The following is a 19,755-nucleotide window of genomic DNA, read 5'->3' on the forward strand; positions in this document are numbered from 1 at the left end:
TGTTGACGTGGTTTGAATTTGATTTTCGAAGAGTATTAAGAACCAAAACTCTTGAAGAAGTTGACAATGGCTTGCCAGAGGGAGCTTAAGAAGTTACCACCTTCTTCTAGCGCCTTATCAGCATCAAAGTTAAGGTTGATATTTTTAAAACTGTCGCCAGCTTGTGATACAATGCTTTGTTTCAGGTCCTTTAAGGTTTTAGTGAAGTCTGCATTGCTGAGGATATCACTCTTTGAGAGATTCAAAGCAAAATTGATGATGATATTGATCTGGTTTCCTGTTATCACCTGATCAAGTTTGTAATTTTTTAAGGTATCTTCAACGATTTTACGGACATCTTCCTCTGTCAGATTTCCCTTGCTTTCTTTAGCTTTGGCAAGTCCTGACTTGATATCGGCTAGGGCAACGTTTAATTTATTAGCATCATAGCCAGTTTTGTCCTTGTTTTCAGCATTGATATCAGACAAAGCCTTTAGCTCTTCTTGAGCCAAATCTTTATTGGCTTGTGGCACCTTGGCTCCATTAGCTTCTAGAGAATAGTATATCCCTGCTAAAGCACTCTCACCTGTAACTGGAATAGGTGCTGCTACAGTGATTTTGGCGTGTTCCACACCCAAAGTTACGGCCGCATTGCGGTACATATCCTGCGTCACCTTAGTAATGTTTTCTGGTGTTTCAATCTTGACCTCAAGTGGTGATTTGTCACCTAGCTTTTGAATCTTGGCTGATGAATACAATTGTAAGCTAGAATCATTGGCAACATTCATAATCTTAGAATAGACATCAGGTGTCATGGTCTTGAGTTCTTTGGTGTCTGTTGAGGCATTGTAGCCCAGTTTTTTAAGGGTTTGATTTTTTTGGTCTTCAGACAATGATGAACCTAGGACATATTCAGGTTGAACATAGGTTTCATCGATGACTTTTTGAACATCTGTTGCTGCATGGACACTATTCATAGCTGTTACTGCCCACAAGACCGCAGCACTAGTCAGAAAGAGTTTCTTTCTCATAGGGAATTTCCTCCTTTACCTTTCTAGAGTAATATATCTATCTTAAAGAAAACTTATAAAAAAACACCTGGGCTAGCCAGATGTCGAAAAGAGAGTGAAACATTTGATGATGTAAAGGTTGAGTTGCACCTGTCTAGAATAGTAATAGTTTCCTCCATTTACATAGAGTTCGGCACCGTGAAAAATGGAAATAGGGTGAATATAACTATAAGTCTTTCCAGTGGTATTACCAAGCAAGGGAGCAACAGTCTCACGAGAGTACTGTTTGGCCAGAGCCAAGGTATTTTCCTTGCCATTTTGGGCGATAAAATCGATATAGGCAGGTCCAAAATTATAGGCTTGAACAGCCGTCCAGACATCTACATCCTTCTTCTGGGCCAGATAGAGATTGTCTGTCAGAGTTTGAACACCTTGCCGAATGCTAGAGGCATTATCATTGATGGTGTTGGTGGAACCACTTGCAGACTCACTAGACTGCATAACATCGCCTTCTTTTCCTTTTGTTTCAGTATAAATCATAGCGAGCACAAGCTCTTCGTTTGCTGGGGTGTCTTTTTCACTCAAGATTTCTCGCACCATGGGTTGATAGGTCATGACTTGCTTGACATCTTGGTGAACGCGATAAGCTTTATAGCCAGCAAAAAGGAAGACTGCTAGTACAAGCACTCTTCGAATTCGTTTAAACATTATTTACTTTGGATATCCTCGATATTTTTGATTAAGATAGAGTAGGTTCCATTGTCATTTTGGATAAACTCAACAGACTCGGCGTCTTGATAGACGTTATTGGGAACGATGAGCTCAATTCCATTTGACAAGGAGAGTTTTTGATTTTCAAATTTCTTTAATTGGCGACTAGTATCAATTTCATCAAATTGAACTGGTTCTGGTACGGCTTCTTTGACTTGGTCAATAAAGCTCAAACGAGCCGTCAGATTATTGTCAAAAAGGTCATTGGCCAATTTCTCAGGCGACAATTCATTGCTTTCTTCCAGGTTATTGAAAATCGCTGATTTTACCTTGGATTGAAATTGAAAATCATCTGTATTAAAAGATTCAGCAATTCTCTGAGCTGTTTTTTCCAGTTCTTTGATAGATTTCTTGGGTGAAATTTTAGGGGTGACAGCAAGAAGATTTTCTGAAAAATAGTTCAAGAAATCCCCGTTGTACTTGATTCGTTTTTCAATCAGATGGTACTTGCGACTCTGAAGATTAACCACCAAGGCCTCATCAGCCCCTGTTCCAAATCCAGGCAAGTTATTCTGAGTCAGCTTGATTGGATTATCAACTTCTCCACCAAGGTGGGTCAAGGTTTCCCGCAGGGCAATTCGTAAGAAAGCAAAATGTTCTACACCTTCTTTAGAAAATTGTACAAAAATCAAGTCATTGGTCTTGAGATTTTCTGAAATGCTGAACTCCTCTTTCCAGAGATTAGCCAGTGTTACTGATGTCTCCAACAAATCGTCTGTGATATGATTGAAGAAGGGATTTTCTTCCTCGAAAATCCCAGTCTTGGCTTCATCTGAATACACACGTTCAATTTTTTTACGCAAGTATTCTTCGATTTTTGGAGTAATATTGAGAAATTTATCCGCTAGGAACAGCTCGGTATCATCCGGACTGAACTGGTGAATAATGGCTTTCTTAATATAAATGTCCATAAAAGTTCTAGTCCTCGTATAATGGGAAGGCATCTGTTAATTCTTTAACTGCACTTCTCACTTCTTCTAAGACAGCTTCATTTTCTGCATTTTTAAGGGTTTTAATGATGAGTTCAGCCACTTTGCGACTTTCTTCTTCACCAAATCCACGCGCAGTAATGGCTGCAGATCCAATACGAATCCCACTTGTCTTGAATGGTGACAAGGTTTCGTAAGGAATTGAGTTTTTATTTAGGGTAATATTGACTTCATCCAGCAAGTTTTGAGCAACTTTTCCGTTTTCTACAACCTTAGTCACATCCACTAGGAAGAGGTGGTTTTCAGTTCCACCAGAAATGATACGGAAATCAGGGTCTTGCAAGAAGACAGCTGCCATAGCCTTGCTGTTCTTGATAACATTAGCAGCATATTCCTTGAAGGCTGGATCTAAGACTTCTTTGAAAGAAACAGCTTTAGCTGCCACAACATGCTCCAAAGGACCGCCCTGAATACCTGGGAAAATAGCTGAATTGATTTTCTTAGCAAGTTCTTCGTCATTAGTCAAAATCAAACCACCACGAGGTCCACGAAGGGTTTTGTGAGTCGTTGTTGTCGTGATATGAGCGTATGGTACTGGACTTGGGTGAAGACCAGCAGCAACCAAACCAGCGATATGAGCCATATCTACCATGAGCTTAGCTCCAACAGCATCAGCAATTTCACGGAATTTTGAAAAATCGATAATTTGAGAATAGGCTGAAGCACCTGCTACGATCAATTTTGGTTTTACTTCTTGGGCTTGTTTCAAGATAGCATCAAAATCCAAGAGTTCTGTTTCAGGGTCAACACTGTAAGACACAAAGTTGTAGGTTTGACCTGAGAAGCTAACTGGAGCTCCGTGGGTCAAGTGTCCACCTGCTGCCAAATCCATTCCCATAACCGTATCACCTGGTTCAATCAAGGCCATGTAAGTCGCACAGTTGGCTTGACTTCCTGAGTGTGGTTGGACATTGGCAAATTTTGCACCGAAAATTTCTTTTGCGCGTTCAATGGCTAGAGATTCTACCACGTCTACTACATCTGTTCCACCATAATAACGGCGTCCTGGGTAACCTTCGGCGTATTTATTCGTCAAGATAGACCCTTGAGCTGCCATAACAGCCTTGGAAACTACGTTTTCCGAAGCAATCAACTCAATGTTGTTTTGTTGGCGTTCTTCTTCTTTGGCAATAGCATTCCAGAGATCAGCATCATATGCTTTAAAATCATCTTTGTCAAAAATCATAGGTCTTCTCCTTTTATTGTGTGACTAGTCCATTAGTTTCACTTTCTTATTAGAAAATCAAACTAAAAGATGCGAATAAACCGTTTTTGCATTTTATCACAAGTATAACCAACTTTTTCATAAAATGCATGAGCACCCAGACGATGATCGGCAGAGTTTAAGCGGATAAACCCATAAGCACGTCTTTTTGCTTCTTGATCCAACCCTTGCAGTAAGCTTTTACCAATACCTTGACCTTGCGCTTGAGGTGAAACTGCTAAGGCTAAAATATTAAATCCTGCTTTAGAATAAAGTGATTCATAGACCTCAGCGTGGACATAGCCAAGTAAGACATGACTAGCTTCATCCTCATAGCCAAGAAGGAAATGATGGGAATCCTGAGATAGTCTAGCTAATTGACTAGCCGTTTCCTCTGAACTAAAAGAATAGCCCAAAGCCTCTTGGTTGATATCACATATAGCTTTCACATCAGTTTCTCTTAAATTTCTGAGCATCTCATTCCTCCTCAAAAGAAACCTCTGGCAACCGAGCAAGAATATCTTCTCGCTTAATGGCCCCTTGGCGTAAGATTTTCACCTTATCTCCCGACAAATCCAAAATAGTTGAATCCTGTCCAGTTAGAAAAGCATCGTCTTCCAGACCCAGAACCTCTTGGTCAAAATCCTTCAGAATTTGTTCAAAGGTTACTCCACTTGCCTGACCTGAAATATTGGCAGACGGTCCAATCAGGGGTCCTGTCACTCGAATTAAATCCAGTGTGATAGGGTGACTGGGCATCCGAAATCCAACAGTTGCAAGACCAGAATTGACCCAATATGGAACTCGGTCATTGGCTTCGAGAATAATGGTCAAGGGACCTGGTAAAAAGGTCTCGACAAGTTTTTGTAGATAAGCTGGCTGATTTTTTGAAAAGTGCAAGATGTCTTCTAGAGAGGCAACATTGAGGTTAAGCGCCTTGTCTCTAGGTCGACGTTTAAGTTGGTATACATGATCAACTGCTTTTTCGTCTAGAGCCTTGGCAAAAAGACCGTAAACAGTCTCTGTAGGCAGAACGACAGCTCCACCATTTTCCAACTCTTGTCTAATCTTGTTTATCATCAACGACAACCATCCTATCTTGACCAAACCGGTCCTTGAGTGTTCGAACTCGCTTTTCAGGAAGTTGTTTCCTAAAAAGTTCAGTAACACTTTGACCTTGCTTGTATCCAATTTCAAAGTAAATCCTACCACCATCTTTGAGATAGTCTTTTGCATCTTCTGCAATTCTACGGTAAATAGCTAGGCCATCCTCGTCTGCAAAGAGAGCTAGATGAGGCTCCGAATGCAAAACATTCAAACCGACTTCTGACTCATCTTCACGAGAGATATAGGGTGGATTGGAAACAATTATATCATATTTTTCAGAAATTTCTGTAAAACAGTCAGATTTTTTTAAAAATATTTGAAGATTTTGATTTTTAGCATTTTCGCTAGCTACATCTAAAGCATCTTGGGAAATATCTGCTGCTGTCACTGACCAATCTTGTTTGTTTTTTGCTAGAGCGAGAGCAATAGCTCCACTACCTGTTCCAATATCCAGAACTGAAAGATTCGTCTCAGGATTTTCAGCCAGGATAAGCTCCACCAACTCCTCTGTTTCTGGACGAGGGATCAATACTCGCTCATCAACTTTTAACTGCAATCCATAAAAATCTACCTGTCCAATGATGTACTGTGCCGGTTTATGAGCTGCTAACTGTTGGAAAATTCCTTTTACAAATACTTCTTCCTCTTCCGTCACTTCCTGCTGGAGGGCAAAAACAAAGTCCGTAAAAGATAGATTTTTCAGGCTACGATAGACAAAAGAGAGGCTTTCAGCTTCCTCTCCTTGTCTTATCAACTCTTCTTCAAAATCTGAAAATAATTGAGCTAATTTCATTATTTGTTTAATTCTTCTAATTTTTGTGTTTGGTCATAGAGCACCAAGGCATCCACAACCTCATCCAATTTACCAGACAAAATCGTATCTAGTTTTTGGAGAGTCAAGCCGATACGGTGGTCTGTGACACGGTTTTGTGGGAAGTTATAAGTACGAATCCGTTCTGAACGGTCACCAGTACCGATTGTTGACTTACGCTCAGCGTCTTGTTCGTCTTGTGCAATCTGAGCAAAGTGGTCAGCAACACGCGCACGGATAATCTTCATAGCCTTCTCGCGGTTCTTCTGCTGGGTACGTTCTTCCTGCATCTCAACCTTGATATTGGTTGGCAAGTGAACGATACGAACGGCAGTCGCAACCTTATTGACGTTCTGTCCACCAGCACCAGAGGCATGATAGATGTCGACACGAAGGTCTTTTGGATCAATGTCGTATTCAACCTCTTCCACTTCTGGCATAATAAGAACTGTCGCTGTCGAAGTATGAACACGGCCTTGGCTTTCTGTCACAGGGACACGTTGCACACGGTGAGCACCTGATTCGTACTTGAGTTTAGAGTATACAGACTGACCAGAAACCATAGCAACCACTTCTTTGAAACCACCGACACCGTTTATAGAGGCTTCCATAACTTCAAAGCGCCAGCCTTGGGCTTCCGCATACTTTTGGTACATGGTTAGCAAATCTCCAGCGAAAAGTGCTGCTTCGTCACCACCAGCCGCGCCACGGATTTCAAGGATGATATTCTTGTCATCGTTTGGATCTTTAGGAAGGAGCAAGATTTTCAGTTTTTCTTCGTATTCTTCTTTTTCAGCCTTGGCATCTTTGAGTTCTTGCTTGGCCATTTCTTCCAAGTCCGCATCGCCACCTGATTCCTTAATCATCTCCTCAGCATCAACGATGTTTTGAAGGACTTGTTTGTACTCACGGTAGGCTGTTACCGTATCACGAGTAGAAGCCTCTTCTTTGGAAAGCTCCATGAAACGCTTGGTGTCTGAGACGACATCTGGGTCACTGAGCAACTCTCCTAATTCTTCATAACGGTCTTCTACAGCTTGTAGTTGATCATAGATGTTCATTTTTCTTCATTCTCCTTATTGATTTCAGGGGCAAAATAATGTTTACGGCAAACCGAGATATAGGTTTCATTACCACCAATCTGGATCTGCTCACCGTCATAAACGGGCAGTCCATCCTGTGTTCGCAAAACCATAGTCGCCTTTTTCTTACAATACTGACAGATGGTCTTGATTTCGTCAATCTTGTCTGCTAAGAGCAAGAGATACTTGGAACCTTCGAACAGTTCATTGCGAAAGTCATTTTTCAAGCCAAAAGCCATGACAGGTATGTCTAACTCATCAACAACACGAGCTAGATCGTAAACATGGTGACGCTTGAGAAACTGGGCTTCATCGACCAACACACAGTAAGGTTTTTCTGGTAAATCTCGGATATAGCCGAAGATATCCGTCGACTCCTCGATCGCAATGGCAGGGCGTTTCATGCCAATTCGACTCGACACATAACCAACACCGTCACGCGTATCCAGAGCCGAGGTCATAATCACAACACCTTTTCCTTGCTCCTCATAGTTATAGGCCACCTTGAGAATCTCAATCGTCTTACCAGAGTTCATGGTCCCATAACGATAATACAACTGTGCCATGTTTCTTGCTTCACGTCCATTTCTAAATTTTTGCTACATTCTAGTATATCATAATTTTCTTAAGCTTTAAACGGCAAAATGTGGTAAAATAGAAGAAATCAAAAACTAGTGGAGGAAGCTATTATGCCATTTGTACGCATCGATTTATTTGAAGGACGCACGCTCGAGCAAAAGAAGGCTCTTGCTAAGGAAATAACAGAAGCTGTTGTTCGCAACACTGGAGCACCTCAATCTGCTGTCCATGTCATCATCAACGACATGCCAGAAGGAACTTACTTCCCACAAGGGGAAATGCGCACCAAATAAGCTAGCTTAAGCAGAATTGCTTAGGCTTTTTCAATCTCCAAGTAGCATCCATTGAAGAAATAGTTCAAATTTGTTACAATTTGAAAAGAGACTTGGAATATTCCAAGGAAAGAGCTATTTATTAAAGGAAACATTATGATTACACGTGAATTTGATACCATCGCTGCTATCTCTACTCCACTAGGTGAAGGGGCTATTGGTATTGTCCGCCTGAGCGGAACAGACAGTTTTGCTATTGTGCAAAAGATTTTCAAAGGAAAAGACTTGAGCAAGGTTGCTAGCCACACTCTCAACTACGGTCACATCGTTGACCCTCTGACTGGTAAAGTCATGGACGAGGTCATGGTGGGAGCTATGAAGTCTCCAAAAACCTTCACTCGTGAGGATATTATCGAGATTAACACTCACGGCGGGATTGCCGTGACCAATGAAATTCTCCAACTAGCTATCCGTGAAGGAGCTCGGTTAGCAGAACCTGGTGAATTTACCAAACGTGCCTTTTTAAACGGTCGCGTAGATTTGACACAGGCTGAAGCAGTGATGGACATCATCCGTGCAAAGACTGACAAGGCCATGAACATTGCGGTCAAACAATTAGATGGTTCCCTTTCTGATCTTATCAATAATACCCGTCAAGAAATCCTCAATACACTTGCCCAAGTTGAGGTCAATATCGACTATCCTGAGTATGACGATGTTGAGGAAGCCACTACTGCTGTTGTCCGTGAGAAGACTATGGAGTTTGAGCAATTGCTAACTAATCTCCTTAGGACAGCCCGTCGCGGCAAAATCCTCCGTGAAGGAATTTCCACTGCTATCATCGGTCGTCCTAACGTTGGAAAATCCAGCCTCCTCAACAACCTCTTGCGTGAGGACAAGGCTATCGTTACAGATATCGCTGGTACAACCCGTGATGTCATCGAAGAATACGTCAACATCAATGGTGTTCCCCTAAAATTGATTGACACAGCTGGTATTCGTGAAACGGATGATATCGTTGAACAAATTGGAGTTGAGCGTTCGAAAAAAGCTCTTAAGGAAGCCGACTTAGTTCTTCTAGTGCTAAATGCCAGTGAACCACTAACCGCCCAAGACCAACAACTTCTTGAGATTAGCCAAGATACAAACCGTATTATTCTTCTTAATAAAACCGACCTGCCTGAAGCGATTGAAACTTCGGAACTACCTGAAGACGTTATTCGTATTTCAGTCCTTAAAAACCAAAACATCGATAAGATTGAAGAGCGAATCAACAACCTCTTCTTTGAAAATGCTGGTCTAGTCGAGCAAGATGCAACCTACTTGTCCAACGCCCGTCATATTTCCTTGATTGAGAAGGCTGTTGAAAGTTTGCAAGCTGTTAATGAAGGGCTGGAACTAGGTATGCCAGTTGACTTGCTTCAAGTTGACTTGACTCGTACTTGGGAAATCCTCGGAGAAATCACTGGAGATGCTGCTCCAGATGAACTCATCACCCAACTCTTTAGCCAATTCTGTTTAGGAAAATAAGAAATCCATGATCGTTCATTCGGTCATGGATTTTATTGTCTTTATTAGTAATCTGGTCTAAGGACACCTGTTACGGTTGCCTTGGTCGCTTCGTAGTCGCCATCTACGACAACCTTGATAATGCGTTTAGCATCTTCTTCTGGTGCTGGAACAAGAGGTAGACGAGTTGGACCAGCTTCAAATCCCATATAGTTCAGAACGGCCTTGACAGGAGCAGGACTTGGATATGAGAAGAGGGCATTAACCTTAGGAATGAACTTGCGCTGAATAGCTGCAGCTTTCTTCATATCGCTTTCTGCAATGGCAGTAAACATCTCGTGCATTTCATCCCCATTTGTATGAGAGGCAACAGAAATAACCCCATCCGCACCAAGGTTCATGGCATGGAAAGCATCTCCATCCTCACCAGTATAAATCAAGAACTCTTCTGGCTTATGCTCAATCAAGTAAGCCATATTAGCCAAGCTAGTACATTCTTTGACACCAATAATATTTGGATGGTCAGCCAAACGAAGCATGGTTTCTGGAGTCAATTCGACAACCACACGACCTGGAATATTATAGATAATAATTGGTAGGTCAGAAGCATCTGCAATGGCTTTAAAATGCTGATACATCCCTTCTTGAGAAGGTTTGTTGTAGTAAGGAACAATAGCAAGCCCAGCTGCGAAACCACCAAATTCCGCTACTTCTTTGACAAACTCGATAGAGTCACGCGTATCATTGGTACCCACACCCGCAATCAAAGGAACGCGTCCATTGACAATCTTTTGTACAGCCGCAAAGAGTTCCAACTCTTCATCGTGAGTCAAAGTTGGACTCTCAGCTGTCGTCCCTGCAAGGAGAATTCCGTCTGTATGATGCGCCAACAAATGCTCAATCAAGGCTGGAATGGCATCAAAGTTGATGGAACCATCCTCGTGGAAGGGGGTAATAAAGGCTGTGATGATTTTACACTCTTTTAAATCTTGATAAGACATGAAAACACCTCTCTATTTCAAAGAAGGAGTTCATCTGAACTCCTAAACGATATGACTATTTTAATTCAAATTTCAATTCAGCTGTTGGACGAACCAAGCCACGTTCGTGCAAAGTTTCAGCAATCTGAACTGAGTTCCAAGCAGCACCTTTGAGAAGGTTATCTGAAACAACCCACATGTGGATTCCTTTTTCAGCATCCAAGTCTTTACGGATACGACCAACAAAGGTATCACGTGAACCCACTGCATTGATAGCTTGAGGATAAATTTGATGAGCTACATCATCCTCAAGAACAGCACCTGGGAAGGCTGCGATAGCTGCTTTCACTTCTTCAATTGGAGCCACTTCTTTTGTTTCGATATAAACTGACTCAGAGTGAGCTGACAAGACTGGAATACGCACACATGTTGCAGATACTGCAATGCTGTCATCTTCCATGATTTTCTTAGTTTCCTTAGTCATCTTCATCTCTTCGTAAGTGTAATCATTGTCAGTGAAGACATCAATTTGTGGAAGAGCATTGAAGGCGATAGGATAATGTTTCTTGTCACCGCCTGAAGGCAAGATTTCCGCATGCAAATCACGTGGAGTTACACCATCATTCAACACTTCACGAAGTTCACGTTGTGTCTCAAGAATTGCTCCCATACCAGCACCTGAAACTGCTTGGTAAGTTGAAACAATGATACGATCCAAGCCCCATTTTTGACGAACGGGTTCAAGGGCCACCATCATTTGAATTGTTGAACAGTTAGGGCAGGCAATGATACCGTTGTGGGCATCAAGTGCATGAGCATTAACCTCTGGAACAACCAATGGAACGTCTGGATTTTGACGGAAGTAAGATGTATTATCTACTACTACCGCTCCAGCTTTCACTGCGTATGGTGCATACTTTGCTGATGTAGAACCACCTGCTGAAAAGAGAGCAATATCAACTCCCTCAAAAGCAGTTTCAGTCGTTTCTTCAATCGTAATATCTTGATCTTTAAATTTCAAAGTCTTGCCCGCTGAACGTGCAGAAGCAAGTAAACGGATTTTATCGATTGGAAGTGTTGATTCTTCCAACATTTTTATCATCTGAGCACCGACAGCACCTGTCGCGCCGACTACAGCAACTGTATATCCCATACATAACCTCTTTCGGAATTTTCTAAAAATTTCTATAATAGATGTATTATACTACTTTTTCCATGAATTGCAAAGCTTTTTCATCATTTTTTGGAAAATAAAAATCCCCAGTCGCTAGACCAGGGACTAAGAGGCATCTTCATGTGATGAGCAGGTTCACACAACTCATCAAGGTCCGCTCCTGCGTTATGACCTCCTTATGCTCAATAGTAGTCCGAAGACTACCTATCGACTCATCGCATCTACTATTCTACTAAAGAGAATGACTTTTGTCAACAGACGAAACTCTTTATACTCTTCGAAAATCTCTTCAAACTTCGTCAGCGTCGCTTTACCGTATGTATGGTTACTGACTCTACAACCTCAAAAACATGTTTTGAGCTGACTTCGTCAGTCTTATCTACAACCTCAAAACAGTGTTTTGATCAACCTGCGGCTAGCTTCCTAGTTTGCTCTTTGATTTTCATTGAGTATTAGTTTTATTTACACAGATACATAAGAAATATCTTTGAAAAATTTGAGGCAGACATAACAAAAAACCTTGTAAATAAAGGTTTTTTCTGTCTATTTAATGCTAATTGCCGGGATTGAACCGGCGACCTCATCCTTACCATGGATGCGCTCTGCCAACTGAGCTAAATCAGCTTACTTAAAAAGTATACTACAGTTAGAAAATCTTGTCAAGTTTCCTAAGAAATTTTCCTAAAGAAAAAGCCAGGTAAGAGCTACCTAGCTTATCTTCTTCTATTTGCTTAAATCAATTCGACGACCAATTTTACCAATAATAATCGCTCCAATAATCAATGAGGCAAATTCACCAACTCCTGTTGTAAACCAAGTAAGGAAAAATGGTAATTCTGCTACAATATTTAACTCTGCAGCGATAGTAAACATGGAAATTGAAAAGAGGATTGAAAAAAAGAAATGATCTTTTCGAATTAATCCATTAAAGAGGTAATCTTTGCTGTATTTTGCAAAAAGCCAAACACCTAGACTGAGGAATACTAGGGTTGATCCACCACCAACAAAGACATCTAGCAGTCCGAAGCTAAAGAAATTAGCAATCATACAACCGATGGTAACTCCGATGATGTACTTAGGATTGTAAAAAGCCATAAAGTTCATCATTTCTGAAATACGGAACTGATAAGCACCATAGCTAATGGCATTTAGAGGTGGTGTGACAGTTAAAACGACATAGATAGCAGCAACGATTGCAATGTCTGCAACATCACGAATAGTTAATTTTTTCATCTTTTCTCCTTTAGCGGTTGCCCGCGTGTAATATGCTTGGTGAAAGAAGCTAAGCACCAAGGGTTGCTTTATTCAACCTTACCAGTATAGCACAATAGCCTGCTTTATGCTATACTTAAACCATGAAAATTCCTATTCAAAAATTTTTTAACAATGAAATCTTAGCCTATCTCTTCTTTGGCCTTGCAACAACTTTAGTTTCGATTCTCTCGCGATTGGTCATTTATCAAATAAGTCATCAGGAACTCCTTGCTACGACCTTGGCAAATATAATTGGTATCCTATTTGCCTTTAGCACAAATGATAGGATTGTATTTAAGCAAGCTAGGCAGAATTGGCCAAGCCGTTTAGTGAAATTTTTTCTTGCCCGCCTTTCTACCTTTCTATTAGACTTGCTCTTTACTTTTCTGTTTGTGACTAGATTTCCTAATATTATTGGTCAGTTCGTAAACGGGAATCTTAACAAAATCAATACAATCGAAACAGTTCTTGCACAATTGTTGATAATTATCCTTAATTACATTTTTAGTAAGGTTTTTATTTTTAAAAAATAAAATTTCTGAGCATATATCTTGCAAGCTTTTCTTAATTAATATATAATGAAGTGTAAACTTTTTTGAAAGGAAATTATGAAAATGTTAAAAGATCTTAAAGCATTTTTGCTTCGTGGTAATGTTGTTGACCTTGCTGTCGGTGTGATCATTGCCTCTGCTTTTGGTGCAATCGTTACATCACTTGTTAACGATATCATCACTCCACTTATTTTGAATCCAGCCTTGGAAGCTGCGAAAGTACAAAACATCGCTGAGCTTGCTTGGAATGGTGTTACATATGGTAAATTCTTGAGCGCTGTTATCAACTTCCTAGTTATCGGTACTGTTCTCTTCTTTGTTATCAAAGGTATCGAAAAAGCTCAAAGCCTTACTAAGAAAGAAGAGGCTGCTGAGGAAGCTCCAGCTGCTCCAACTGAGTTGGAAGTACTTCAAGAAATCAAAGCTCTTCTTGAGAAAAAATAATCATTTAAAAGGATCTAGCACAAAGCTAAATCCTTTTTTCTTTACTCTTTCGGTAACTTGCCTGCTTTCTCAAGCATTTTCTTGATCAAATAAGGCATCTTAACATTTTCACGACCTTTTTTCTCAATCAGTTTTTTCACAAATTCTGGCATTTGTAAATCTTCAGATTCGGCCAAAATGTTTTTCGTCTCATCTGAAGGAACTAATTCATCAAAGGTTTCTTCTTCTGGGAGAAATTCCTTAAATTCTTTGTCCTCATTAGCTCTGACGGTATTAACCAAGGCATCAATCAAACGAGAATCTGTATTTGGCATTGGTGGACGATGGTAGTTTACACCAAATTCCTGACATAAGTCATAACATTCCACATCATTGTCAAACAAGACTTCAATATGCTCGCTAATGAAGCTGATAGGAACAAAAATATAATGGTCTGGATGTTCTTTCTGTTCTCTGAGATACTCCAAAACATCTGGCTTAATCCATGGAATCCCGATATCACTTTCACTCTGCCAAGTATTAGTATATTGCTCAGAACTCAAACCTAGTTTTTCAGCGACTAGCTTGCTATTTTCAAAAATTTGGTCGATATATGGGTCACCAAAATCCAAGGCAAAAATGGGGACACTGTGGGCTGAAAAGATGACTTTAAAGCTCTCTTGCTTTACTTCTTCTTTTAAAATCTTAGCAATTTCATCTGCCCAATAGTTTAAGAGCGCTTCTTCCTGATACCAGTCCTTAATGACCAAAAATTGAATTTGTTTGCTTTCTAAAAATTTCTCATAACCCATGACAGAGTAGAAAGAATAATGGGGCTCCAAAATCAAGCAAATACACTGTTCAATGCCGTCTGCTTCCATCTGACCAATCACATCTGGGATAAAGGGTCTAGAAAACTTATTAGCAAAATAAACACTATACTCATTCCCCAGCCTAGCTTCTACCAAGGCAACCTCTTCTCGGGTAATTTTTTGCAGAGGCGTACCTCCAATAAGTACATAATTATCATAGAGTGTTTGAATCTCGTGGTCTTGAGGTCTCACTCCACGACGAATATTTGTGAAAAAATCAGCCACACCTTCAAAGGTAATCTCTTCTGGCGAACCGAATGTCATCATTAAAATTGCTTTTTTCATAACTGCTTCCTTGTGATATTTTTATCAAGTTTATTTTATCATTTATCCATTAATAAGTAAACGCCAACATAGTGAATTTCCCTAACTTCTGTCTTTTGTTTTTCTCTTCTTTCTATGATACAATGGAAAAAATGAATTCAAAAGGAGTTTTTTATGACTTACCCCAATCTCTTGGACCGCTTCTTGACCTACGTTAAGGTCAACACGCGCTCTGATGAACACTCTACTACTACTCCAAGTACACAGAGTCAGGTTGATTTCGCAACCAATGTCCTAATCCCTGAAATGAAACGTGTCGGACTGCAAAACGTCTACTACCTTCCAAATGGTTTTGCGATTGGTACCTTGCCAGCCAATGATTCATCTTTAACACGTAAGATTGGTTTCATTTCCCACATGGATACTGCTGATTTTAATGCCGAAGGAGTCAATCCACAGGTAATTGACAACTACGATGGGGGCGTGATTGAACTAGGAAATTCTGGTTTTAAACTAGATCCAGCCGACTTCAAGAGTCTTGAGAAATATCCAGGACAAACGCTCATCACAACCGATGGAACAACCTTGCTAGGAGCTGATGACAAGTCAGGAATTGCTGAGATTATGACTGCCATTGAATATCTGACTGCTCACCCTGAAATCAAGCACTGTGAGATTCGTGTTGGCTTTGGTCCAGATGAAGAAATCGGTGTTGGTGCAAATAAATTTGATGCAGAAGATTTTGATGTTGATTTTGCCTACACAGTTGATGGGGGCCCACTAGGTGAACTTCAGTACGAGACCTTTTCAGCAGCTGGTGCTGAATTGCATTTCCAAGGACGCAATGTCCACCCTGGTACTGCCAAAGGTCAGATGGTCAACGCCCTTCAGCTAGCAATTGATTTTCATAATCAACTTCCAGAGAATGACCGACCTGAGTTAACAGAAGGTTACCAAGGTTTCTATCATCTTATGGATGTGACTGGTAGTGTAGAGGAGGCGAGTGCAAGCTACATCATTCGTGATTTTGAAAAAGATGCCTTTGAAGCGCGTAAAGCAGCTATGCAGTCTATCACTGATAAGATGAATCAAGGACTTGGGAGCGACCGTGTCACCCTAAACTTGACAGATCAGTACTACAATATGAAAGAAGTCATTGAAAAAGATATGACTCCAATTACCATTGCTAAAGCCGTTATGGAAGATCTGGGAATCACTCCTATTATCGAACCAATCCGTGGAGGGACAGACGGCTCTAAGATTTCCTTTATGGGAATCCCAACTCCTAATATCTTTGCTGGTGGCGAGAATATGCACGGACGTTTTGAATACGTTAGCCTTCAGACTATGGAACGTGCACTTGATACCATCATTGGTATCGTAGCTTATAAAGACTAAAAATAGGCTGGGCAAAAACTCAATTTTAAGAGAAAATGAAGTAAATCTTCACACAATAAAACGCATAGTATCAAGGTTTTTGGCTCCTGATACTGTGCGTTTTTTGATTATAAATGCGAATTATTTAGTAGCACTTCTCTTTATTGATGAACTGCTTGAGCTGCTGTGATAAGAGTCAACTTGTACACATCATCTGCATTACATCCACGAGAAAGGTCGTTAACTGGCTTATTCAAACCTTGTAAAACAGGTCCTACGGCCGCAAAGCCACCAAGACGTTCGGCCATCTTGTAGCCGATATTTCCTGCCTCGATACCTGGGAAGATGAAGACATTTGCTTGACCAGCTACTGTACTTCCAGGAGCTTTCAGAGCTGCAGTTTCTGGAACAAAGGCCGCATCAAATTGCAACTCACCATCGATTTCAAGGTCAGGGCGCAAGTCGTGAGCAATTTTAGTTGCTTCAACAACCTTATCAACGCTTTCTCCAAATCCTGAACCTTTAGTAGAATAGCTTAGCATAGCAATTTTAGGCTCGATTCCAAACATCTTAGCTGTAATTGCTGAGTTGATCGCAATTTCAGCCAAGGCTTCTGCATCAGGATTGATATTGATAGCACAGTCTCCAAATAGGTAACGTTCCGTACCACGAACCATGAGGAAGGCACCTGAAGTACGAGTCACATTTGGACGAGTTTTGATGATTTGAAGGGCTGGGCGAACTGTTGAAGCAGTTGAGTGAATAGCTCCAGATACCATTCCATCAACCAAGCCCAAGTAAACCAACATAACACCAAAATAGTTGACATCTTCAACCAAAACCTTGCGTGCATCTTCTTCAGACATTTTGCCCTTGCGACGCTCTACCAAGGCAGCAACCATTTCTTCAAATTGAGGATAATGTTGAGGGTCAATGACTTCATAACCATCCATGATCCCTTCAATTTCAAGATAAATTTTAATTTTTTCAGGATTTCCAAGCAAAACAGGAATCACTTCTGTTTCTTTTACCAAGCGTTTAGTCGCTTGAAGAATACGAGGCTCTTCCCCTTCAGGGAGAACGATACGAGCATTTTTACCAACCAGGTTGGCTTTGAGACTTTCAAAAACTTCCATGAGTTTTCTCCTTTTAGATAATAATTATACTCTGAAACAGTTTTTATAGAGTATTAGTTGATAACTGGGTAATAAGGTTGCTAAAATCATCCGGCAAGGGACTTTCTAACTGCAAATCTTGCTCTAAAAATGGATGATAAAAGGATAGGTAATGGCAATGCAGGGCCTGACGTTGAATGCCGTCGTCCAAGCTACCACCATACAAGTCATCTCCCAACAAAGGAAAACCAATATGAGAAAAATGGACTCGGATTTGGTGGGTTCGACCAGTATGCAAGCGAATGTCGACCAAGTGAATATTCCCATAAGATGCTACAATCTTATATGAAGTATGGGCATACTTTCCACCTTTAGCCACTCTTCGGGTGATAATGGAGTCTTCATCACGCGCAATCGGGGCAATAATTTCCCCCTCTGGCTCCAAGTGTCCATCACCTTTAACCAAAGCAAAGTAGCGTTTTTCAATAGACTTTTTCTGCAACTGCTTGTCTAATCGTGCATGGGCATAGCCGTGCTTAGCAAAGAGCATCAAGCCAGAAGTATCTCTATCAAGCCTGGTCACAATGTGAACCTGCTGATTTTCATAGTTTTGCTTGACATAGTAACCCTTGATAAAATTGGCAATGGTATTGGAGTGATTGACACTAGGAATAGAAGCCACTCCATAGGGTTTATTTAAGACTAGAAAATGGTCATCCTCATAGAGAATATCCAGCGGGCGCTCGATTGCTTCTAGAGTTTCAAAGCCTTCCTCAGCGGGAATGTCAATGGTAACGCGGTCTCCAAGATCCAATAGATACGTTGCATTTTGCGGTTGATCATTAACTAGAATAGCTCCACCTCGAAACTTAATCTTGGCCAAAAGTCCCTTAGAAACCTCGTGCTTTTTCAAAAAGGTCTTAACCTTGACATGTTCATCTGCGATAAATTCAAACCTCATTCGTCCACCTCGCCGATAAAAGCGTCCTTAACGCGGTTCCAGAAACTGGTATGACTAGGTGATGCGACAAAATGAATCTTATGATGGTCGATTTGATACTCGATTCGCTCGATATTGCGGAAGGAATAGACGCTATTGTCAACCGAAATAGTATGGTAATCGTTTCTCGTCGGAATGAGTTCAATCTTATCCTTCTTAGGAACAATAATGGACGAACCGAGCGTACGATAAACACGATTGTTAAGGCTGGCAATTTCCGTTAACTGAAGAGCTTCAATGGTAGGGTGCAAAACAGCTCCACCGAGCGACTTGTTATAGGCTGTACTACCAGTCGGTGTCGAAACTGTTAGCCCATCTCCGCGAAAACGTTCAAAGGGAACACCATTGATGACAATATCTGCCACCATGGTTCGATCAGACCTGCGGATGCTGGCTTCGTTGAGGGCACGAAAAATCTTGACCTCTCCATTTCCAAGAAAAACCTTCACATTTAGAACAGGGTAAGAGACTCTTGCTCCGGTATCTAGCTGCAAATTAGTCACTAGCTTGTCCAACTCAAAATCACGGTAGTCCGTATAGAAGCCCAAATGTCCAGTGTGAACACCGATAAAGCGTACCTTGTCAAGCTGGTTTTCGTACTTATGAAAAGCCGACAAGAGCATGCCATCCCCGCCTATGGAGATGACAATATCCGGATTGGTATCATTGAGTATAAACTGATTTCTCTTCAAACGATCTCGCAATTCATACAAAACCCTTTGACTCTGCGGTTTTCTATTAGCTATCAGATCAATTCGTTTACCTGTATTCTTCATCTGTATCGTCACTGTTTCCTACACCGTCATTTAATTTTCTACTCAAAGGATCAAAAAGAGCCTGGGCTTCCTGGATATCATCTCGAATTTTACCCATTTCTTCATCCAACTGATGGGCAATCTTGGCTGTAATTTCCAGTCTCTTTTTAATTTCCTCTGGGAAATCCCCTTGGTACTTGTAGTTGAGAGAATGTTCTATCGTTGCCCAGAAATTCATGGCCAAGGTACGAATTTGAATTTCCGCCAAAATGGTCTTGGCACCATTGACAGTATCAACCGTATATTCTACTACCACGTGATAGGAACGGTAGCCTGATGCTTTTCGATGAGTAATGTAATCTCGCTCCTGTATAATTCGCATGTCCTGACGCTTGTGCAAAATTTCCACTACTTCCTTGACGTCATCTACAAACTGGACCATCACACGCAAACCAGCAATATCCTGCAAATCGTGTTCCAAGGTTGCATAAGTAATGCCACGACGAACCATTTTTTCCTTGATACTTTCAATCGGCTTGACTCTACCAGTCACAAACTCAATCGGAGAATGCTTATTTTGCTTACGATATTGCTTACGAATACCACGTAGTTTAATCTTTAACTCACCAACAGCTTGAATGTAAGGATCTAGAAATTCTTCCCATTCTATGGTCATA

The 19,755-nt window shown here is 40.9% G+C and carries 22 protein-coding genes, 1 tRNA gene and 1 riboswitch; of the genes, 5 read left to right on the forward strand and 18 right to left on the reverse strand.

From position 1 onward, the window contains the following. Positions 1 to 35 precede the first annotated feature (35 nt). The 9 genes from N8L33_RS00120 to N8L33_RS00160 form a co-directional block, all read right to left on the reverse strand. Positions 36 to 1,010 (reverse strand): DUF1002 domain-containing protein, encoded by a 975-nt coding sequence (locus N8L33_RS00120; RefSeq protein WP_261057967.1) that lies wholly within the window; start codon positions 1,008 to 1,010, stop codon positions 36 to 38. A gap of 72 nt (positions 1,011 to 1,082) precedes the next feature. Continuing rightward, a complete protein-coding gene (gene pmp23, locus N8L33_RS00125) occupies positions 1,083 to 1,697 on the reverse strand; it encodes a cell wall hydrolase Pmp23 (RefSeq protein WP_061439446.1) in 615 nt (204 codons plus the stop codon). Next, positions 1,697 to 2,671 carry a nucleoid-associated protein gene (locus N8L33_RS00130; RefSeq protein WP_261057968.1) on the reverse strand — a complete coding sequence of 325 codons (975 nt, stop codon included), beginning with the start codon at positions 2,669 to 2,671 and terminating at the stop codon, positions 1,697 to 1,699. The genes pmp23 and N8L33_RS00130 overlap by 1 nt, the downstream gene beginning before the upstream one ends. A gap of 7 nt (positions 2,672 to 2,678) precedes the next feature. Beyond that, positions 2,679 to 3,935 (reverse strand): serine hydroxymethyltransferase, encoded by a 1,257-nt coding sequence (gene glyA / locus N8L33_RS00135; RefSeq protein ID WP_261057969.1) that lies wholly within the window; start codon positions 3,933 to 3,935, stop codon positions 2,679 to 2,681. A 62-nt stretch (positions 3,936 to 3,997) separates the two neighbouring features. Beyond that, positions 3,998 to 4,429 carry a GNAT family N-acetyltransferase gene (locus N8L33_RS00140; RefSeq protein WP_261057970.1) on the reverse strand — a complete coding sequence of 144 codons (432 nt, stop codon included), beginning with the start codon at positions 4,427 to 4,429 and terminating at the stop codon, positions 3,998 to 4,000. Position 4,430: 1 nt separating this feature from the next. Beyond that, positions 4,431 to 5,033, reverse strand: a complete 603-nt coding sequence (locus N8L33_RS00145; RefSeq protein ID WP_261057971.1) for an L-threonylcarbamoyladenylate synthase — start codon at positions 5,031 to 5,033, stop codon at positions 4,431 to 4,433. Then, positions 5,017 to 5,853: a peptide chain release factor N(5)-glutamine methyltransferase gene (gene prmC, locus N8L33_RS00150; RefSeq protein ID WP_261057972.1), complete on the reverse strand. Its 837-nt coding sequence runs from the start codon at positions 5,851 to 5,853 to the stop codon at positions 5,017 to 5,019. The genes N8L33_RS00145 and prmC overlap by 17 nt, the downstream gene beginning before the upstream one ends. Then, positions 5,853 to 6,932 (reverse strand): peptide chain release factor 1, encoded by a 1,080-nt coding sequence (gene prfA, locus N8L33_RS00155; protein WP_173218343.1) that lies wholly within the window; start codon positions 6,930 to 6,932, stop codon positions 5,853 to 5,855. The genes prmC and prfA overlap by 1 nt, the downstream gene beginning before the upstream one ends. Continuing rightward, positions 6,929 to 7,519 carry a thymidine kinase gene (locus tag N8L33_RS00160; protein WP_261057973.1) on the reverse strand — a complete coding sequence of 197 codons (591 nt, stop codon included), beginning with the start codon at positions 7,517 to 7,519 and terminating at the stop codon, positions 6,929 to 6,931. Before N8L33_RS00160 ends, prfA begins: the two co-directional genes overlap by 4 nt. A gap of 123 nt (positions 7,520 to 7,642) precedes the next feature. On the opposite strand from N8L33_RS00160, the gene N8L33_RS00165 reads away from it, so the two are divergent. Together N8L33_RS00165 and mnmE are read left to right on the forward strand one after the other, a co-directional pair. Further along, a complete protein-coding gene (locus N8L33_RS00165; protein WP_001117395.1) occupies positions 7,643 to 7,825 on the forward strand; it encodes a 4-oxalocrotonate tautomerase in 183 nt (60 codons plus the stop codon). 135 nt (positions 7,826 to 7,960) lie between these two features. After that, positions 7,961 to 9,334 carry a tRNA uridine-5-carboxymethylaminomethyl(34) synthesis GTPase MnmE gene (gene mnmE / locus N8L33_RS00170; protein ID WP_261057974.1) on the forward strand — a complete coding sequence of 458 codons (1,374 nt, stop codon included), beginning with the start codon at positions 7,961 to 7,963 and terminating at the stop codon, positions 9,332 to 9,334. A 44-nt stretch (positions 9,335 to 9,378) separates the two neighbouring features. Here the strand turns inward: mnmE and dapA are convergent, their stop codons facing one another. The 4 genes from dapA to N8L33_RS00190 form a co-directional block, all read right to left on the reverse strand. Further along, positions 9,379 to 10,314 (reverse strand): 4-hydroxy-tetrahydrodipicolinate synthase, encoded by a 936-nt coding sequence (gene dapA / locus N8L33_RS00175; RefSeq protein ID WP_000121606.1) that lies wholly within the window; start codon positions 10,312 to 10,314, stop codon positions 9,379 to 9,381. A 55-nt stretch (positions 10,315 to 10,369) separates the two neighbouring features. Further along, a complete protein-coding gene (locus N8L33_RS00180; protein ID WP_000542464.1) occupies positions 10,370 to 11,446 on the reverse strand; it encodes an aspartate-semialdehyde dehydrogenase in 1,077 nt (358 codons plus the stop codon). A 572-nt stretch (positions 11,447 to 12,018) separates the two neighbouring features. Beyond that, positions 12,019 to 12,091 (reverse strand) — tRNA-Thr (locus N8L33_RS00185). A 99-nt stretch (positions 12,092 to 12,190) separates the two neighbouring features. Further along, positions 12,191 to 12,700, reverse strand: a complete 510-nt coding sequence (locus N8L33_RS00190) for a QueT transporter family protein (protein WP_049532600.1) — start codon at positions 12,698 to 12,700, stop codon at positions 12,191 to 12,193. Further along, positions 12,698 to 12,794: riboswitch (PreQ1 riboswitch) on the reverse strand. (Overlaps the previous gene by 3 nt.) A 28-nt stretch (positions 12,795 to 12,822) precedes the next feature. Between N8L33_RS00190 and N8L33_RS00195 the strand changes: the two genes are divergently transcribed. Together N8L33_RS00195 and mscL are read left to right on the forward strand one after the other, a co-directional pair. Then, positions 12,823 to 13,254, forward strand: a complete 432-nt coding sequence (locus N8L33_RS00195; protein ID WP_261057975.1) for a GtrA family protein — start codon at positions 12,823 to 12,825, stop codon at positions 13,252 to 13,254. An 81-nt stretch (positions 13,255 to 13,335) separates the two neighbouring features. Then, positions 13,336 to 13,716 carry a large conductance mechanosensitive channel protein MscL gene (gene mscL, locus N8L33_RS00200; RefSeq protein WP_049544643.1) on the forward strand — a complete coding sequence of 127 codons (381 nt, stop codon included), beginning with the start codon at positions 13,336 to 13,338 and terminating at the stop codon, positions 13,714 to 13,716. Positions 13,717 to 13,757: 41 nt separating this feature from the next. Here the strand turns inward: mscL and hemH are convergent, their stop codons facing one another. After that, complete coding sequence (hemH, locus tag N8L33_RS00205) at positions 13,758 to 14,852, reverse strand: ferrochelatase (RefSeq protein ID WP_261057976.1); 1,095 nt, start codon at positions 14,850 to 14,852, stop codon at positions 13,758 to 13,760. Positions 14,853 to 15,005: 153 nt separating this feature from the next. Between hemH and pepT the strand changes: the two genes are divergently transcribed. Then, the gene (gene pepT / locus N8L33_RS00210; RefSeq protein ID WP_261057977.1) at positions 15,006 to 16,229 is read left to right on the forward strand and encodes a peptidase T; all 1,224 of its coding nucleotides are present in this window, start codon (positions 15,006 to 15,008) and stop codon (positions 16,227 to 16,229) included. A 140-nt stretch (positions 16,230 to 16,369) separates the two neighbouring features. Here the strand turns inward: pepT and pta are convergent, their stop codons facing one another. Genes pta through yjbM form a run of 4 tightly spaced genes read right to left on the reverse strand, consistent with a single transcriptional unit; the run spans position 16,370 to position 19,754 of the window. Further along, positions 16,370 to 17,344, reverse strand: a complete 975-nt coding sequence (gene pta, locus N8L33_RS00215) for a phosphate acetyltransferase (protein ID WP_000451580.1) — start codon at positions 17,342 to 17,344, stop codon at positions 16,370 to 16,372. Positions 17,345 to 17,387: 43 nt separating this feature from the next. After that, the gene (locus N8L33_RS00220; protein ID WP_261057978.1) at positions 17,388 to 18,284 is read right to left on the reverse strand and encodes an RluA family pseudouridine synthase; all 897 of its coding nucleotides are present in this window, start codon (positions 18,282 to 18,284) and stop codon (positions 17,388 to 17,390) included. After that, on the reverse strand, positions 18,281 to 19,099 hold the full coding sequence (locus tag N8L33_RS00225; RefSeq protein WP_033677288.1) for an NAD kinase: 819 nt from the start codon (positions 19,097 to 19,099) through the stop codon (positions 18,281 to 18,283). Before N8L33_RS00225 ends, N8L33_RS00220 begins: the two co-directional genes overlap by 4 nt. Beyond that, positions 19,083 to 19,754, reverse strand: coding sequence for a GTP diphosphokinase (gene yjbM, locus N8L33_RS00230; RefSeq protein WP_261057979.1), 672 nt, complete (start codon positions 19,752 to 19,754; stop codon positions 19,083 to 19,085). Before yjbM ends, N8L33_RS00225 begins: the two co-directional genes overlap by 17 nt. Between the last annotated feature and the right edge of the window lies 1 nt (position 19,755).

The organism is Streptococcus mitis (assembly GCF_946188695.1).
Taxonomy (GTDB): domain Bacteria; phylum Bacillota; class Bacilli; order Lactobacillales; family Streptococcaceae; genus Streptococcus; species Streptococcus mitis_DF.

What these genes read in the sequence shown, in the direction of transcription:
- pmp23 (WP_061439446.1), bottom strand. Translation starts at nt 1,697, where the DNA reads ATGTTTAAACGAATTCGAAGAGTGCTTGTACTAGCAGTCTTCCTTTTT.
- N8L33_RS00130 (WP_261057968.1), bottom strand. Translation starts at nt 2,671, where the DNA reads ATGGACATTTATATTAAGAAAGCCATTATTCACCAGTTCAGTCCGGAT.
- N8L33_RS00120 (WP_261057967.1), bottom strand. Translation starts at nt 1,010, where the DNA reads ATGAGAAAGAAACTCTTTCTGACTAGTGCTGCGGTCTTGTGGGCAGTA.
- N8L33_RS00165 (WP_001117395.1), top strand. Translation starts at nt 7,643, where the DNA reads ATGCCATTTGTACGCATCGATTTATTTGAAGGACGCACGCTCGAGCAA.
- glyA (WP_261057969.1), bottom strand. Translation starts at nt 3,935, where the DNA reads ATGATTTTTGACAAAGATGATTTTAAAGCATATGATGCTGATCTCTGG.
- yjbM (WP_261057979.1), bottom strand. Translation starts at nt 19,754, where the DNA reads ATGACCATAGAATGGGAAGAATTTCTAGATCCTTACATTCAAGCTGTT.
- mnmE (WP_261057974.1), top strand. Translation starts at nt 7,961, where the DNA reads ATGATTACACGTGAATTTGATACCATCGCTGCTATCTCTACTCCACTA.
- N8L33_RS00140 (WP_261057970.1), bottom strand. Translation starts at nt 4,429, where the DNA reads ATGCTCAGAAATTTAAGAGAAACTGATGTGAAAGCTATATGTGATATC.
- pta (WP_000451580.1), bottom strand. Translation starts at nt 17,344, where the DNA reads ATGGAAGTTTTTGAAAGTCTCAAAGCCAACCTGGTTGGTAAAAATGCT.
- pepT (WP_261057977.1), top strand. Translation starts at nt 15,006, where the DNA reads ATGACTTACCCCAATCTCTTGGACCGCTTCTTGACCTACGTTAAGGTC.
- mscL (WP_049544643.1), top strand. Translation starts at nt 13,336, where the DNA reads ATGTTAAAAGATCTTAAAGCATTTTTGCTTCGTGGTAATGTTGTTGAC.
- N8L33_RS00220 (WP_261057978.1), bottom strand. Translation starts at nt 18,284, where the DNA reads ATGAGGTTTGAATTTATCGCAGATGAACATGTCAAGGTTAAGACCTTT.
- dapA (WP_000121606.1), bottom strand. Translation starts at nt 10,314, where the DNA reads ATGTCTTATCAAGATTTAAAAGAGTGTAAAATCATCACAGCCTTTATT.
- N8L33_RS00145 (WP_261057971.1), bottom strand. Translation starts at nt 5,033, where the DNA reads ATGATAAACAAGATTAGACAAGAGTTGGAAAATGGTGGAGCTGTCGTT.
- N8L33_RS00195 (WP_261057975.1), top strand. Translation starts at nt 12,823, where the DNA reads ATGAAAATTCCTATTCAAAAATTTTTTAACAATGAAATCTTAGCCTAT.
- N8L33_RS00160 (WP_261057973.1), bottom strand. Translation starts at nt 7,519, where the DNA reads ATGGCACAGTTGTATTATCGTTATGGGACCATGAACTCTGGTAAGACG.
- prfA (WP_173218343.1), bottom strand. Translation starts at nt 6,932, where the DNA reads ATGAACATCTATGATCAACTACAAGCTGTAGAAGACCGTTATGAAGAA.
- N8L33_RS00190 (WP_049532600.1), bottom strand. Translation starts at nt 12,700, where the DNA reads ATGAAAAAATTAACTATTCGTGATGTTGCAGACATTGCAATCGTTGCT.
- N8L33_RS00225 (WP_033677288.1), bottom strand. Translation starts at nt 19,099, where the DNA reads ATGAAGAATACAGGTAAACGAATTGATCTGATAGCTAATAGAAAACCG.
- hemH (WP_261057976.1), bottom strand. Translation starts at nt 14,852, where the DNA reads ATGAAAAAAGCAATTTTAATGATGACATTCGGTTCGCCAGAAGAGATT.
- prmC (WP_261057972.1), bottom strand. Translation starts at nt 5,853, where the DNA reads ATGAAATTAGCTCAATTATTTTCAGATTTTGAAGAAGAGTTGATAAGA.
- N8L33_RS00180 (WP_000542464.1), bottom strand. Translation starts at nt 11,446, where the DNA reads ATGGGATATACAGTTGCTGTAGTCGGCGCGACAGGTGCTGTCGGTGCT.